Source organism: Paenibacillus harenae DSM 16969, from assembly GCF_000422465.1.
GTDB lineage: Bacteria > Bacillota > Bacilli > Paenibacillales > Paenibacillaceae > Pristimantibacillus > Pristimantibacillus harenae.
The window spans coordinates 420,195-434,756 of sequence record NZ_KE383846.1; the positions used below are offsets into that span (position 1 = coordinate 420,195).

Here is a 14,562-nt window from a genome sequence, read left to right on the forward strand (position 1 = left end):
ACTCCTAATAAAAGGTCAATAACCCGCGGCTAAGCCGCGGGTTATTGTTTCTCGACGCGTACCAAAAGACCCGTGCAGCTTGTTATCTTCGCTTGTATTTTCATATATGATTTGAGGCTCATGAGGCGAAATGGATATTGTTTACAAAGTAATCGCAGCATGTTATAATTTATTATATTACGTAATTACGTAATATAATAATATGGGGCGAGGTGACGTGATGGCGCTGTCTAGAGATTTTGGGGCGGAGCTTGACTTATTGAGGGCTCAAATGGATGAACTAAAGCAGCTTGTCTCACAGTTGAATGCAGCAGCGGGTTCTTCGGCGGACGTTCCTTTTCAATCTGAAACCGGAAGGAGGAAGGCCGATGAAACGCTGCAAGCAGATGACGAGCTAGGGGCTATTTTCTACAGTGGTCAATACCGCGGGATTAATCGATATAGATGGGAGCCCCGGCACAGAGCCGTAAGCGGGCTGCTCGGCATCGACAGCGACAAAGCAGCTAAAGTGCTGGCCGCTCTCGGCCATAAGCAGCGGCTCGATATTTTGACGGCAGTCTTGGAAGAACCTCTCACCGGCGCTGAGATCGTTGAGCGGCTTAACATGGGGACGACCGGACAGCTCTATCATCATACGAAAGCCTTGCTGGGCGCGGACCTGCTCGTCCAAGAGGAACGAGGCGGCCGTTACTCTCTACCTGCACACCGTTTCCTCCCCCTGCTGCTGCTTCTCGCCGCCGCTTCCGATCTGCTCGATACCAGCGATTACATGGAGCTAACGGAAACGAGAAATAGAACGGGCGCTTATTTGGGCACCAATCCGGGTGAGCATGATCCCCATCATTTATTGAGGGCGGTGGTCGAAAATTGCCTTCTGGAGCACCAGGCCGGATATTGCTCGGAAGTCAGCATCATCCTGCAGCATGACGGCAGCATCACCGTTGCGGATAACGGAAGGGGTATTCCCGTTCAAGCGCTGCCGGATTCCAATAAGACGCCGGTGCAGTCCGTCTTGACCGAACTCAGCCGGTACGGCGTTAGCGCATCGTTAGTGGCGCCAGGGGGCGAGAAGGGAATCCATATGCCCGTCGTCAATGCTCTATCAAGCAAGCTGTCCGTTGAGGTAAGGCGCGAGGGAAAGGTATTCCGACAGGATTACAGGCACGGCATTCCGCAATCCGATCTGCTTGTAATCGGCATAACGAAAGAGACCGGAACAAGCATAACCTTCCTGCCTGACCGTGAGCTGTTCCGAAGCGGATTTCAGGCTGACGCGCTGGAAGCTTTGAATGGTGAGCTGACTTCGGGCTATCCGGGGCTCAGCGTAAACGTTCATTTGATATCCTAATTTAGGGTTAACGAGAACACCTCATTGCATATGAAAAAGGACCTCATCTCTACCTGGCAGCGGGATATGAGGTCCATCACTTAACAATTGGGATGTCCCAATACATTAAATTCAGTTACCGCAAATGTGGGGGTTAGCAGCTTCCCCAAGACTGTTAAACCGGCTGCTCCTCAATGAAACTCCTGAAAGCTAAGATAATAAACCGGGTAATTCGGAAGCTGCTTGAAGCCGAGCTTCCTTGCGATTGCAATCGAGTCCTTCCGGAAATGCTCGGTCGTCCAATGAGGCGTGCCGCCGATCCAAAGGCATTTGCGGATGAAGGCCGCAGCCATTGCGGTCGCCAATCCTTTGCCGCGATGCATGACGCCGTACGTGTTAATTCCGATCTCATACTCAAGGCCGCCGACATAGACGGAAAGGCAAGTGCCGATCACTTCGCCGTCCTTCATGACGCAGAAACCGAATCCCTTCTCCAAAAACCCCTCGACCGACGCCCAAAATTTCAAAATTTCCGCTGCCATGATCCTCTCGGCATCACCGGCTATCACGCTTTGATCCATTTCCATGACCGTATATCCGCCCGGAATTTCCACTTCCACGCTGGAATGATTAGCTGCGAACGTCCGAGGATCGAAGATAAACGGAACTCGCTCTCCCCTAATTAGCCTGTTACTGAACCGGCGGGTCACGAAGGAATGCGCCTCCTCCGACGAGTACACCTCCAGGTTAAAGCAGTCCTCGCCGAGCCGCAGCGCTTCCGGCTTAATGGTGTTCACAATCAACGCCTCTACTTCTTCGTAGAAAGCTTCATCATAGCTCCCGACCAGGTAAAACATTTCATTCTGCGCCCATATAAGCGCCGCCTTTGGTGCTTCTGCACGATCAACAAAAATCTTGCCCAAATTAATTCCGCTCAAAACGCCGTTGATCACAACATTCGAACGCGCGTCTCCGAGCAGAGGCGGTATCTTTTGCCAATCATCTATAGCTAGCAATTGTCTAATCATGATCGTTCACGTCCTATTTCGATTTTTATCGTTCCCGCTCTGTTGCATAGAAGAACATAAGAATCGAAATGCTGCTCGCCTATTCGTTACAAGTCACCTCCAGTACTCTCTACAGCCTCTTAAACTCTTTAAATCTTGTTCCCTGGAAGGTCAGCTCGCCTTGATCGCCAACCACAATTAGTCCATACCGATCCGATTGCACAGGCAGCTCCTTACGTGAGCGGTCCTCAAACTCAAAGGTGATATAATAATTCGTATTGGCGCTTGAATCACCCGACCCGCCCCATACTTCCGTCCGTTTATCGACGACCTTGCAACTGCGGGTAACAAGCTCCGCCGCATTATTCGAAGCCCAGCTGCTTAAACCTTTAATGATAACAAACAAGAACGTACCGACGACAAGGGTTACGATCGCTCCCCCGAATAGAATAAAAAACAGTGGAACTTCGCTTAAATAAACTTCCGGCATCTATAACACCGCCGCCGGTTCCGGCCTGACGGCCCCTTCCGCGTACAACTGTTTCATGACCGCTTCGATCGGAAGCGATTCAATGGCCATATCTATAATGCCGTAAGCTTCATTAAACTCCCGAATAAACTGCTTCAAGGGAAGCAGCGAGGTATCGATCTCCAGTTCAAGCTCAAGCGGGCCGATTCGTTCGAGAACATGCAGCCCTTTCCGCGCGATATCCGGCACTGCCGCTTCGGTCGTCAGGCGAACCGACTTCTTATCGCCCAATCGGCTCCGCAAGCCGCTCAGCGAATCATCCACCACAATCTCGCCGTGATTGATGACCATTACCCGCTCCGCGAGCAATTCCACATCGCCTAAGTCATGCGTCGTCAAAATAAACGTCACGCCTTGACGGTTCATGCTTCGGATGAAGCCGCGAATGTTTTCCTTCGCGATCATATCCAGGCCGATCGTCGGCTCGTCGAGAAAGACAAGCTCGGGCCGGTGCAGCATCGCCATAATAAATTCGCATTTCATCCGCTCGCCGAGCGACAGCTGCCTCGTAGGCTTGCGCATCACATCGCCCACCTCCAGCAGCTCGACAAGTTCCTCCAGCGTCGCCCGGTATTCGCGATCCGGGACGCCGTAGATCGCTTTATTCATGTAGAAAGCGTCAGCCGGAGGGATGTCCCAGAGCAGCTGCGATTTTTGACCGAATACGGCGCCGATTCTGCCTACATAGTCCCGCCGCTGCTTCCAAGGAATAAGGCCGAGCGCGCGCACTTCGCCGGATGTAGGGTGAAGGACGCCGGTCAGCATTTTGAGCGTCGTCGATTTCCCTGCGCCGTTAGGCCCCAGGAAGGCCACCATCTCCCCTTGCTCAACGGTAAAAGACAACGCGTTGACCGCCCGGACTTCCTTCATCGGCCGGCGAATGAGATTTTTCGCGACCTCCCGAAGCGTATGGCCGCGCTCGTGAGTCATATACGTTTTCGTCAGATTTCGAACCTCGATCATGGCTGGTGCCTCGCTCCTTCTGATTTAACGTTCATGCGATTATCCGCCTGCGCTGGTGTAGCTTCGCAGCATCCGGTTCCAATACACGGCCCCTAATATAAGAAAAGCAGCAGCGGGGACAAGCGCCCACAGCGTTCCCCAGCCGTTTCTTCCAAGCAGCGAGGAAGCCGGCACGAATGCGATTAAGCCGATCGGCAGCACATAGGTAAGGATGTTCTGCAGCGATTTCGAAAAAATCGTGCCCGGATACAACCCGAAGCTGGTCACGGCATCGAAAATATCAAATACGCGGCTGCTACCGACCCAGCGGAAGAGCATGCCGGAGAGAAACAGCGATACGGCGCATAATATCGTAATCGATGCAAGAAACAGCAGCCCGAATTGCAGCCACGACTGCCAGGACGGACCGCCGAGGCCGCTGAGCGCATAGCCGAACAGAACGGAGCCGCTAAGCAGTCTGCCGAAATCGTCGGGATCAAAGCCCGTCAGCATCGCCATCATCATGACCGGGCGCGGACGGAGCAGGAGTAAATCGAAGGTGCCTTCCCTTACTTGGGAAAGCGTCGTTCCGACCATGCCGAAGAAGAAGGGGAACGCGATTCCTTTTGCCAGCGCAAATACAGCTTGGATAAGAAGCGCCTCATGCAGCGTCCATCCCGGGAATGACGCTCCCGAGCGGTACACAAGCAGCGTGACAAATGGAACGACGAGATCCCCTACGATAAGCAGCAGCACGCTAAGCGCAAAGTGACTCCGGTAAGCCATCTGCTCGGCCAGCTTCGTCCGTATCACGGCAGCCCAGCAGTATACGATTCCTCTCATACGCCAACCCCCGTAAACCTTCTAAGCGCGGCGTTGTATAGGGTTATCGTTGCCGCCCCTGCAACTGCGACGGCGCAGGCTTGCAGGCCCACTGCCTGTCCAGGCGTCAGATGAATGCCTGCCAGCTCGTAATCCCCGAGATAGACCCGCGTAGGCAGGTATGTAATAAATTGAAACGGCAGGAAGAACAAGAGCTTCTGCAGCGCTTCCGGAAAGAAGGACAGCGGGATGAATACCCCTGCGCTGACATCCTTGAGCAGAAGAAACACCCGGCGTACGCCCTCGGCGCGCACCAGCCAGAATGCCGTCAGCCCTACGCAATAATTCACAAAAAAATTCATCAGAAAGCTTAGAAGAATAGCAAGAACCGCCCATCCCGGGGCGGCCGGCTTCAGGTTCACCCCGAACACAAAGATGAACAGCGCCATGACGGGCAGCACCTCGATGCCCAGCGCGAGCGAGCGGTGACCGAGCTTCTGCGCTAACGCGAACAGCCAATGAGGCAAAGGCCGCAGCGCGAAGGTGACGAACTTCCCACTGCGTACCAGCATTTGCAAATTCCAATCGGCAAAGTCGAAAGAGATGTAATGAATCAGCGTCACCACGCCGAAATAGGCGAGCATCTGCGAATTAGTCAATCCGTTCAGCGTTTCCTTCCCCTCGTACATGGCCTGCCAGATGAATACTTGTACGAGGAAGAGAACCGGACCGACCAGCAGCGAAGCCGCCATATGAGACCGGAATGCCGCCCATTCCTTATAGGTTGCAAACCCGATTGCCCGTATGACGGCTGCCAGCCTTCTCACAGCCAGCCGGAGCCGATGATGTTCTGCGTACCGATCATAGACTCCGGTATCCAATCCAGATTGGAAGGGACAAAGAACACAATAACCGATTGATGCTTCGGATCAATCAGCAGCTTGCAGCGGCCCGCGCCTTCGTGACCGAACGTTCCCTCCGGTATCCATTCTCCAGGGGCGGTTATGGTGGCTCCAATTCCATAGGAGATCGATTTTACATCGCCGCCCCAGGCAAAAGCGCGAATACCCTCATCAAGCGCGTTATCCGTCATTTTCTCGATCGATTTGCGCGACAGGATCCTGACGCCGTCCAACGTTCCTCCGTTTAACAGCATTTGGCCAAAACGATGCAGGTCGCCAAGCGTCGAGTAAAGACCGCCGCCCGCACGCGGAGGCGCATATTTCCAATCGCCGGGTTTAAGGCGCGAGGCTTCATGCTCGTTAATAACGCAGACCTCGCCGTGCAGTTCGTCCGGCACCTCGAAGAAGGTGCGGTTCATGCCGAGCGGCTTGACGATGTGCTCCATCACATACTGTTCAAACGGCATTCCGCTGGCTCTGGCGATGATCTCGCCCAGCAACGAAAATCCTGCGGAGGAATAGCACCACTGCTCGCCGGGAGCCGTGAGCGGCTTGCCGGACAGGACCGCGCGGATCCAAGCGGATTTGCGCTGCTTCTCGATCTCCTCCTCGTCCGTAACCGCGAACGGCCCTTCCGTCTCCGGCTCGTAGGCAAACAAAATATTCCACCAGCTCATCGGATACGGCTCCAAATAATAGCCCGGATCGGCCTGCAAGCCCGAAGTATGCGTCAACAAATGCAGGATGGTAATGCGTTCGTACATCGGATTCTTGAACTGTTCGATCCATTCCGCCGCAGGCTGGCGCAGGAAGAGTTTTCCCCTCTCTACGAGCTGGAAGACCGCTGCCGCCGTAAACAGCTTCGTTACGGATGCGATTCGCCGAATCGAATCCGTGCGCAGCTGCGCGTCTGGCTCGTCGTAGCGCAGCCGTCCGATTGCTCCATCCGCGAATACCTTGCCGTCCTTAGCCATCAAATAGGACGCGCATTGAATTCTGTCTTGCCCGGTCAACTGCTCGAAATGCCTCTCTAACCGTTCAATCACCGTATGATCGTAGCCGGCCTCCTGCCATCCGATCCTGTTCGCTTCTCCCGTAATCGACATACTATCCCTCCATATCGCATGATATTAAATTGCGGCTAAGCAAGCTCTCCCTTAGAGCAGCCCCGACCATACGATTGCGCGAGGCGTAAGGACCGACTCGTTGGTGAAACCCTTATCGCCGGGAACAAAGAAAACGAACACCAGCTCCTCCGCCGGATCGACATATAAGCCGCTGTGGCCGTGACCCTCATGCGAGAAGGTTCCCTTGCTGCACAAGTCGTAATGCTCAAGAGACCAGCCCAGCCCGAATTTGTAATCGCGCTGCGTACTGCCCCAGCCATTATGCGCAACTCCGTTCAAGACGTTCGACGTTTGCAGCTCTACTGCACGCTTGGACAAGATGCGGCTGCCGCCCCACTCCCCGCCGCCCAGCATCATCTGCCCAAATTTCCATAAGTCATCCAGTGTCGAATACATCCCGTTGCCTGCTTGAGGAGGCGCATCCGCCTGCGCTTCGCGGGGATTGTACAACTGCTCTGCCTCCCACGGCCCCGTACAGCACACGTTATCCCGAAAAGACTCCGGTACGTGGAAGAACGAATGGGTCATGCCGAGCGGTGACAAAATTTCATCCTGAATATATTGCTCATACGGCTTGCCCGATACCTTCGAAATGATTTCTCCAAGCAGCGCATAGGCGCTGGTCGAATAAATCCATTCCTTCCCCGGCATATTTTGTAGCGGACCGGACAAAAGCGCCTTCACCCAGCCGATATCACTGCCTTGCTTCTTCAGCTCGCGTACCGCCCACTCGAACCAGGGATACCCGTTCGGCTCATTATAGAAGCCCGGATCGCCGCGCAGGCCGGACGTGTGGGTTAGCAGATGAAACACCGTTATGCCGCGGTGCTTGTCTGTGTCGAACTCAGGCAACAGGGTGCTCACCTGCTGCATGAGGTAAAGCCGGCCGCGATCGATGAGCTGGTGAATCGCAACCGCAGTAATGACTTTCGTAATGGAATATACTTTGCGAATCGAATCGGGCAGCAAATCCGGACTTCCGTCCGTCTCACGCAACTTGCCCATCGAACGGTGGGCGAACACCTTCCCTTTGCGAGACAACAGATAGCTTGCGCCTTGAATCGTTCCTTTACCGATCAGTTCCGCATAGTGGTCGTCCAGCCTGCGGATCGTCTGCGAATCGTAGCCTGATCCCTCCGGTCTCGCATCCGTCCACCCTTCATGCATCGTTGCCGTGTGCAGCATGAATCAGATCACCCTCCCGCATTTGGAAATATTTTTTGTAAGCGCAATCATTCTATCCCGTCCTACGGCGGCACAAGCTCGTTCATGGTGATTTACAAGCAGCTCAGCTAGAAACTTACTACGCTCATGGATCAGACGCATTTTCCATTTTAAGGGGTTCCACACGAATATGTCCATCTAATTTTTAATTTAAAAAATTTTTTAGGATTGCGAGAATGCGAGAAAAATCGAGAATTCCAAAGCATTCATTTTCTGAAAACGCCCGCCGTCCCTATCACACCGGAAAAATCAGAAATGCGAACATTTGTTTTCACCGCTTGACCGTATTTAAATTCAATTGCTACGATTAATCCACTGCCGACCAAAATAAAGGCCGCCCCGGCATCACCCGAAACGGCCCATCCTTTTCACATATAGAGAGAAGCCAGCAATATGCCCAAGCTCTGCTGATAGATTTCTTCAAGCTGCGACAGAGGCAGCGGGTTGGTGCCGAGCCCCGCCTCGATCGTAAAGCCCGGCCTGCGCCAATCCTGAATGAACCAGTCCTTATAGCCCGCCGAGCTGTCGGCGTACCCGATTGGCCGATAGCCGCTCACTCTGGCGAACTCTGTGACGATCGTTTCCGATTCCGGCGGCTCAAGTCCTTCAAAGCCCCAGAAGATAACCTGGCCTTGCGTGTGGAAAGCCAAGATGCGGCTGAAATTGCTGTTCCGCGTGAGATTGGCGATCGCTTGCGATTCCGGCTCCGTCAGCGGGCCCGTTCCCGCATAGTCCCGGGGCGAAGGCGTGCGTGGTCCCCTCGCCGCTTCCCGCTCCCATAAAGCCGGAAATTGATTGTTCAAATCGACGCCGCGTATATTCGCCTTCCAGCCGCTGAAGTCGTAGCTGCCGCCGTTAATGGCGAGCGCGTCGCTCCGGAACGGCTCCTGGCTCGGCAGACCGTTAACGACAAGATCGACGCCGTCCGGATTCACCATCGGAACAAGCGACAAGGTCGTCGTCTGATAGAACGGGTTCATTACGAGCCCGCGGATGCTGCCGTTATTCGTCAGCGCCAGAAGATATTCATTCAGGAACCGGATAAGCACCGGTGTCGTAATCCACTCGTTTCCATGGAAGGAGGCGTCTGCATGCACCTGCTTCTGCCCTCTGCCGATCCGAATTTCCGGTATCGGCTTGCCCATTACCGTGGAGCCGATCGATTGACGGCGGATGAACGGATAAATGTCCGCCAGCCGATTCAAATCCTGCTGCATATCCGCATAATCGTACGGCCTTGCCGTCTGAACGACGAGGCTTGTTACGCGGCTAGGCACCCGAATAAGTTGACCGATGCCCAGCATATTGGGCTGTACCGAAGGATTAAGCAGCAGGAGCGTATCCACCGGCAATCCGGCCGATGAAGCGATGCTCCACAGCGACTCGCCGGAGGCAATTCGGTGATTACGCGCGACAAAGCCCGGAATATCGACAGATTGGCCAAGCATTAACGCATTTGGATTTAAATTCGGATTGGAATCCGCGATGAGCTGAACCGGGACCTGGAACAACCGGCTGTAAGACCATAACGTATCGCCGCGGCGTACGGTGACTTTCATTTTTGTCGTACCCCCCTGTGACAAAAGCCCATTTCCTTCATAGTATGGCGAGGGTACAACGATGGTTCTTCTTTATGCGCTTACACAGATACTTCGCTGAACACACCTTCGAGGTAAGCCGCTAAATCCACTTTAATCGGCATAAAGTAAATAGGGCTGTTCAGCCGCTTTGCGAGCGCCAGCGCCTTTCTCGAGAATTCAATATTCCATGCCAGCGTCGGCTGAAAATCCGGCGGAAACACAACCTGATTTCTCGTTTCCCAATAAGCCTTGGACTTGTCCGATACGACGGGCGATACGCCCCAGAAAACTTCCAGCCCCTCCAGCATCTCAGCGTATTGCTCCATGAACCGCAGATCAAAGAACGGCTGGGTAAAAAAACCGTCCGCGCCCGCGTCCATTTTCCGCTGAACATAGTCGTATTCCTTGCTCGCACTGTTCCGGTAAGGATCGATCGCCGCGTATACTTTAAGGTGGGGATGCTCCTTTTTTATTTTTGCAATCATATCCGTGCAGGTGGTAGGGTAGGTCGGTAATCCGCTATTTTTCGGGGCGTCTCCCGTGACGACCAGCACCTCCGTTATGCCGTGCTCATCCAAATAGGGGACAAAGGGAAGTGGATTTTCCATTTGAAAATCCATTGCCCGGATGTGGGGGATGCTTGCTTTATCGCCCTCTTGTGACAAAGCCGCAGCTTCCCAGCTTCTTAGCTCGAATCTCGTCAAATCCGGAATGTTAATGGTATTAATAATAGGAAACCGGTTTTTTATAAATTGCAGCTCTGCTCTCAACTCGTCTGCCTCTCTTGGAACAAGCTCTAATGATATTCTCACGTTCAATCTCCTTACCGCTATCGATTATCGAAACTGCATAATCATTCATGATATAGAATGTATATTCAGTTTACCAATCAATATATTAGAGATGTTCGATTAGTTTTGCTTATAATGCCGGCTGCAGCTCAGACATTTTGAATAATGAAATATAAGCTAATCCCGCCTCCTCGAGATTGGTTCTGCCTTTCTCATCTCTTTCGATGACAGACAAGACGGATTCCACTTCTGCGCCGGCCTTCCTTAAGTCCTCCGTACTTAATAAAATCTGGCCCCCGGTCGTTACGATATCTTCAATGACGCACACTCTTCTGCCGGTAAGATCTACCCCCTCAGCCAGCTTACAGGTTCCATATTCCTTCGCTTTCTTTCTCACAAACACGACCGGTATGCCGGTTGTGAGTGACAGAGCTGTCGCAATCGGAATACCGCCCATCTCCAGACCCGCCAGCACTTCGGTTCCGTCAGGCACGAAGGGCCTTAAATGCTCCGCAATCGCGGCAAGGAGAACCGGGTCGGACTCAAACAGGTATTTATCAAAATAATGATTGGAGGTCTGACCCGATCTCAGCTTAAAATCCCCCTTTAAAAGGGCTGTCTCATAAATCGCCGTTGCCAAAGCTTCTCTTTCCATCAATGAACGCCTCCCCATTAATTTGGGCAAAAAAAACACTAAAGCATTGGATGCTTTAGTGTTCCTTAGAGCAATCGTATGAGAATACGGAAATAACAAGCCGTTTAGCCCGCCTTTCCCGTTCTCTCCTCATAAGGTCGCCCCTTCCCATTAGATCGTTCCGTTTATTCTAACCTTCAGACCGCTTTTGCGCAACTGCTTCTGCAGGCGGCTTGCTCATGGAAGCTTATTTATATGGCACTCCCGGATAAGGCATGTTTTGGCTAGGATACAGGTTGGCTGCTTCTTCTTTTTCCATATATGTCTTATGACAATACATATGGGAAATTCGAGGAATATGGACAGTGGAACCAGGTTGAATTTCTCCCGGGTGTCCGATATGAGGATTGGCCTCCTCCAGAATCGGGCAAGGGATATTATACATGTGCGCGACTTTATCTAACGTATCGCCTGGCTGTGTCTGGTGATGGGCAAAGTACATGTCGTTGTCGTTTCGGTCTCCGCCGTCTTCTTCACGGAAAAACGGAAAGAAAAACGGTGAAAAGAAGAAGAAAGGGAACAGAAAACGCCGCGGAAAAAAGGGATGAGGGAACGGCCGGAATGGACGGCGGAAACCGAATCCGCCTGGGATAAACGCACGATTCATTGAATAACCTCCATCGTTTAATGGTCATTTGACTATATAAAATATGACCATGAGCGGAAATCGTTCCATTCAGCCCAAAAATTAGGCTTGTTTAATAAGAAGCCTCCCGAAAGCTTTCAATGAACTGCTGCGCGCGCTTAGGCAAATAATGCCCCTTCAGCCACAGGATGCCCACGTCCGATTGGAAATCGGCATCCTCGATATCGAGCATCTTCACCACCGTCGTCGGGAAAGACGACATGACCGATTTCGGGAATACCGTCGCGCCTATCCCGCTTGCGATCAACGACATAATAATCGCAACGCTGGAGCATTCGCATATCATATAAGGCTCGAAGCCGTGGCGTTTGCATTCGTTGACGACCTGCTCGTGCATCCGGGTCGTCTTGTCCGTCTTCAAGGTCAGGAACGGAAATTGCGCCAGCTCCTTCATACAAATGGACTGCTTCCCGGAGTAGTCGCCCCAGGAGCTTGGAATGACCGCGACGAACGGATCGGAAGGCAGCGGCAGTATCGAATATTGCTGCGGATGCGTCTGGGCTTCGAACGGCAGCCGCGCCACGATCAAATCGATCGCCCGTTTCTCGAGCTGCTCGCCCAAGTAGAAATGGTCGCCTTCCGATATTTTGAACGTAACCTGCGGATACTTTTCCCTGAAATGCTTAATCCGCTCCGGCAGCAGCGAGATGCAGGAAACGACCGAACCGATCGATAAGACGCCGCGGACGCCCTCCTCCATCCCTTTCACTTCCCGGATCGAATCATCGAACTGCTGGAGCAGCGCTTCCGCCTTCCGCTTAAGCAGTTCCCCGGAAGGGGTCAGCTTCAGCCCCTTGCCATTCCGGTTGAACAGCTTCACGCCAAGCTCCTCCTCCATCAGCTTCAGCTGCCTGCTGAGAGGGGGCTGCTCCATATTCAGCCGCTTGGCCGCTCTTGTAACCTGTCCTTCTTGCGCCGCCGTCAAAAAATATTTAAGCTGTCTCATGTCCATATCGTTCACCCCGTCACGCCATACCTTAAAGGTATAACAACACTATAAAATAGATATTTTAAATATATCCTATGAAGTGTTAGCATTCAATTAACAAGAATAAAAGGGAGATGGGCCATTTGCTTCAATCATTGAACATTGAGCTTGCCAAATCGAAGAAACAGCAGCCGGCGGCAGACCAGCTTGGCTTCGGCAATTATTATACCGACCATATGTTTATTATGGATTACCAGACCGGCAAGGGCTGGCATTCGCCGCGCATCATTCCTTATCAGCCGATCGTGCTTGATCCTGCGGCTAAAGTATTTCATTACGGTCAAACGATTTTTGAAGGCTTGAAGGCGTACAAAACCGGCGACGGACGCGTGCTTCTGTTCAGGCCAAGCAAAAATTTTCAGCGCATGAACCGTTCTAATGAACGGCTGAGCGTACCCGAGGTTCCCGTAGACGACTGTATCGAGGCTTTGAAACAGCTTATCGCCATCGATCAGGACTGGATTCCGACAGCGCCGGAAACGTCGCTGTACATCCGCCCGTTCATCATTGCGACGCAGCCGCAGCTTGGCGTGGCGCCATCGACGCATTATCAATTTATGATCATCATGTCGCCTGTAGGCGCTTACTATACCGAAGGCGTTAATCCGGTCAAAATTTTCGTCGAATCGGAATATGTCCGTTCCGTCAAAGGCGGTGTCGGCGAAGCGAAGACCGCAGGAAACTACGCTGCGGGCCTGAAAGCGCAGGAGCTCGCCAAAGATAAGGGCTATTCCCAGGTGCTGTGGCTGGACGGGGTTCACCGCAAATATATTGAAGAAGTCGGCAGCATGAACGTGTTTTTCAAAATCAACGGAACAGTCCATACCCCTGCGCTGAACGGCAGCATCCTGGACGGCGTTACCCGCAATTCGATCATTCAGCTGCTGAAGCACTGGAATATTCCTGTAGTGGAGCGTCCGATCGCTATCGAAGAACTGTATGAGGCCAGCCGCAAGGGCGAGCTGGAGGAAGCGTTCGGTACGGGCACGGCCGCCGTTATTTCTCCGGTCGGCGAGTTGAACTGGCAGGATGACGTACTCGTCATTAATGGGGGACTGACCGGAGAGCTCTCGAAGAAATTGTACGATACGCTGACCGGCATTCAAATGGGCAAACTTGAAGATCCGTTCGGCTGGATGGTTGAAGCCACAACGGTTACCGTATAAGCGGAAGGGACAACCCGCGATATACTCGTATGACCGAAAAAAATATAACGTAACAAGCAGAAACGCCTGTCGGTCCTTATCAGAGACGTAAGCCGTTTCGCGGAGAATGCTAAGAATTTAAGAAAAGAGGCGCCCTCCGTCATCTGCGATGACTTTCGGGTAAGCCTCTTTTTGAATGAGAAAAAATTTATGCCCCGCCAGGCACTCCGTCCGTCCCGCCAAACGCGAGATGGTAGCCGTCCGGGTCCTCCACCACGAATTCCTTCCAAGGACCGCCTTCCGCATAAACGACCGGCTCCACGGAAATAACGGCTCCTTTGCTTCGGAACTCCACATACAAGGCGTCCAATTGCGCCCATGTTTCCGTGTATACCTGAACATCAACGGCATACCCGCCGCCGGCCGGCCGCGCATTCGGCCTCACATCCGCTGACTCGGCCGCCTGGAACAGCTTGAGTGCAACACCCTGCAAGCCGCCGCGTTCCGCCCACCAATCCGTCACCTGAAAGCCCATTACGTCGCGATAGAAGCTTTGGGATCTTGCCAAATCGGAAACCATGAGTACCGTAAGAGAGCTGAACTTCTCCGACATCGATTAACTTCCCCTTTCCCCCGCACACCGTTTAATATGGTGGATCTCCCCATATATTCTCGATTGAAGCCGCCTTTCCTTTATTTGTAACGAATCGGTGCTTGAGCGGCTTTTCCAGAAGGTATCCTACCGATTATTCCGCTCACAAGAATTTTTGAAGCGTTCCTGTAACACTGACATAATGTTGTCAGCAGTGCCTCTTTATACTTAAGGTATCAAATGAGA

General features: G+C 52.7%; 15 protein-coding genes. 2 read left to right on the forward strand and 13 right to left on the reverse strand.

Annotated features, from left to right (window positions below; translation table 11 throughout):
* Positions 1 to 226: 226 nt before the first annotated feature.
* Positions 227 to 1,348 carry an ATP-binding protein gene (locus H581_RS0132410; RefSeq protein ID WP_029192875.1) on the forward strand — a complete coding sequence of 374 codons (1,122 nt, stop codon included), beginning with the start codon at positions 227 to 229 and terminating at the stop codon, positions 1,346 to 1,348.
* Positions 1,349 to 1,518: 170 nt separating this feature from the next.
* Here the strand turns inward: H581_RS0132410 and H581_RS0132415 are convergent, their stop codons facing one another.
* From H581_RS0132415 to H581_RS0132470, 12 genes are all read right to left on the reverse strand, one after another.
* The gene (locus H581_RS0132415) at positions 1,519 to 2,355 is read right to left on the reverse strand and encodes a GNAT family N-acetyltransferase (protein ID WP_029192876.1); all 837 of its coding nucleotides are present in this window, start codon (positions 2,353 to 2,355) and stop codon (positions 1,519 to 1,521) included.
* Between the two features lie 109 nt (positions 2,356 to 2,464).
* Positions 2,465 to 2,824, reverse strand: a complete 360-nt coding sequence (locus H581_RS0132420) for a DUF2500 domain-containing protein (RefSeq protein WP_029192877.1) — start codon at positions 2,822 to 2,824, stop codon at positions 2,465 to 2,467.
* Positions 2,825 to 3,826: an ABC transporter ATP-binding protein gene (locus H581_RS0132425; RefSeq protein WP_029192878.1), complete on the reverse strand. Its 1,002-nt coding sequence runs from the start codon at positions 3,824 to 3,826 to the stop codon at positions 2,825 to 2,827.
* A 39-nt stretch (positions 3,827 to 3,865) separates the two neighbouring features.
* On the reverse strand, positions 3,866 to 4,648 hold the full coding sequence (locus H581_RS0132430) for an ABC transporter permease (protein ID WP_029192879.1): 783 nt from the start codon (positions 4,646 to 4,648) through the stop codon (positions 3,866 to 3,868).
* Positions 4,645 to 5,454, reverse strand: a complete 810-nt coding sequence (locus H581_RS0132435) for an ABC transporter permease (protein WP_029192880.1) — start codon at positions 5,452 to 5,454, stop codon at positions 4,645 to 4,647. The genes H581_RS0132430 and H581_RS0132435 overlap by 4 nt, the downstream gene beginning before the upstream one ends.
* A complete protein-coding gene (locus H581_RS0132440; protein WP_051251530.1) occupies positions 5,451 to 6,635 on the reverse strand; it encodes a serine hydrolase domain-containing protein in 1,185 nt (394 codons plus the stop codon). The genes H581_RS0132435 and H581_RS0132440 overlap by 4 nt, the downstream gene beginning before the upstream one ends.
* A 51-nt stretch (positions 6,636 to 6,686) precedes the next feature.
* Positions 6,687 to 7,841, reverse strand: coding sequence for a serine hydrolase domain-containing protein (locus tag H581_RS0132445; protein WP_029192882.1), 1,155 nt, complete (start codon positions 7,839 to 7,841; stop codon positions 6,687 to 6,689).
* Positions 7,842 to 8,248: 407 nt separating this feature from the next.
* Positions 8,249 to 9,439 (reverse strand): M14 family metallopeptidase, encoded by a 1,191-nt coding sequence (locus H581_RS0132450; protein WP_029192883.1) that lies wholly within the window; start codon positions 9,437 to 9,439, stop codon positions 8,249 to 8,251.
* An 80-nt stretch (positions 9,440 to 9,519) separates the two neighbouring features.
* Positions 9,520 to 10,272: a methylenetetrahydrofolate reductase gene (locus tag H581_RS0132455; protein WP_036720755.1), complete on the reverse strand. Its 753-nt coding sequence runs from the start codon at positions 10,270 to 10,272 to the stop codon at positions 9,520 to 9,522.
* A gap of 109 nt (positions 10,273 to 10,381) precedes the next feature.
* Positions 10,382 to 10,906, reverse strand: a complete 525-nt coding sequence (gene pyrE, locus H581_RS0132460) for an orotate phosphoribosyltransferase (protein WP_029192885.1) — start codon at positions 10,904 to 10,906, stop codon at positions 10,382 to 10,384.
* A gap of 226 nt (positions 10,907 to 11,132) precedes the next feature.
* A complete protein-coding gene (locus H581_RS0132465; RefSeq protein ID WP_029192886.1) occupies positions 11,133 to 11,552 on the reverse strand; it encodes a LysM peptidoglycan-binding domain-containing protein in 420 nt (139 codons plus the stop codon).
* Positions 11,553 to 11,643: 91 nt separating this feature from the next.
* A complete protein-coding gene (locus tag H581_RS0132470) occupies positions 11,644 to 12,543 on the reverse strand; it encodes a LysR family transcriptional regulator (protein WP_029192887.1) in 900 nt (299 codons plus the stop codon).
* Between the two features lie 119 nt (positions 12,544 to 12,662).
* Here H581_RS0132470 and H581_RS0132475 point away from each other — a divergent pair, with 119 nt between their 5' ends.
* Positions 12,663 to 13,745 (forward strand): branched-chain amino acid aminotransferase, encoded by a 1,083-nt coding sequence (locus H581_RS0132475; protein WP_029192888.1) that lies wholly within the window; start codon positions 12,663 to 12,665, stop codon positions 13,743 to 13,745.
* A gap of 187 nt (positions 13,746 to 13,932) precedes the next feature.
* Here H581_RS0132475 and H581_RS0132480 read toward each other — a convergent pair whose 3' ends face one another.
* Positions 13,933 to 14,337 carry a VOC family protein gene (locus tag H581_RS0132480; protein WP_029192889.1) on the reverse strand — a complete coding sequence of 135 codons (405 nt, stop codon included), beginning with the start codon at positions 14,335 to 14,337 and terminating at the stop codon, positions 13,933 to 13,935.
* Positions 14,338 to 14,562 lie beyond the last annotated feature (225 nt).

Coding starts and splice junctions, on each gene's coding strand:
- H581_RS0132415 (WP_029192876.1), bottom strand. CDS start 2,355: ATGATTAGACAATTGCTAGCTATAGATGATTGGCAAAAGATACCGCCT.
- H581_RS0132420 (WP_029192877.1), bottom strand. CDS start 2,824: ATGCCGGAAGTTTATTTAAGCGAAGTTCCACTGTTTTTTATTCTATTC.
- H581_RS0132425 (WP_029192878.1), bottom strand. CDS start 3,826: ATGATCGAGGTTCGAAATCTGACGAAAACGTATATGACTCACGAGCGC.
- H581_RS0132430 (WP_029192879.1), bottom strand. CDS start 4,648: ATGAGAGGAATCGTATACTGCTGGGCTGCCGTGATACGGACGAAGCTG.
- H581_RS0132440 (WP_051251530.1), bottom strand. CDS start 6,635: ATGTCGATTACGGGAGAAGCGAACAGGATCGGATGGCAGGAGGCCGGC.
- H581_RS0132445 (WP_029192882.1), bottom strand. CDS start 7,841: ATGCTGCACACGGCAACGATGCATGAAGGGTGGACGGATGCGAGACCG.
- H581_RS0132450 (WP_029192883.1), bottom strand. CDS start 9,439: ATGAAAGTCACCGTACGCCGCGGCGATACGTTATGGTCTTACAGCCGG.
- pyrE (WP_029192885.1), bottom strand. CDS start 10,906: ATGGAAAGAGAAGCTTTGGCAACGGCGATTTATGAGACAGCCCTTTTA.
- H581_RS0132465 (WP_029192886.1), bottom strand. CDS start 11,552: ATGAATCGTGCGTTTATCCCAGGCGGATTCGGTTTCCGCCGTCCATTC.
- H581_RS0132470 (WP_029192887.1), bottom strand. CDS start 12,543: ATGGACATGAGACAGCTTAAATATTTTTTGACGGCGGCGCAAGAAGGA.
- H581_RS0132480 (WP_029192889.1), bottom strand. CDS start 14,337: ATGTCGGAGAAGTTCAGCTCTCTTACGGTACTCATGGTTTCCGATTTG.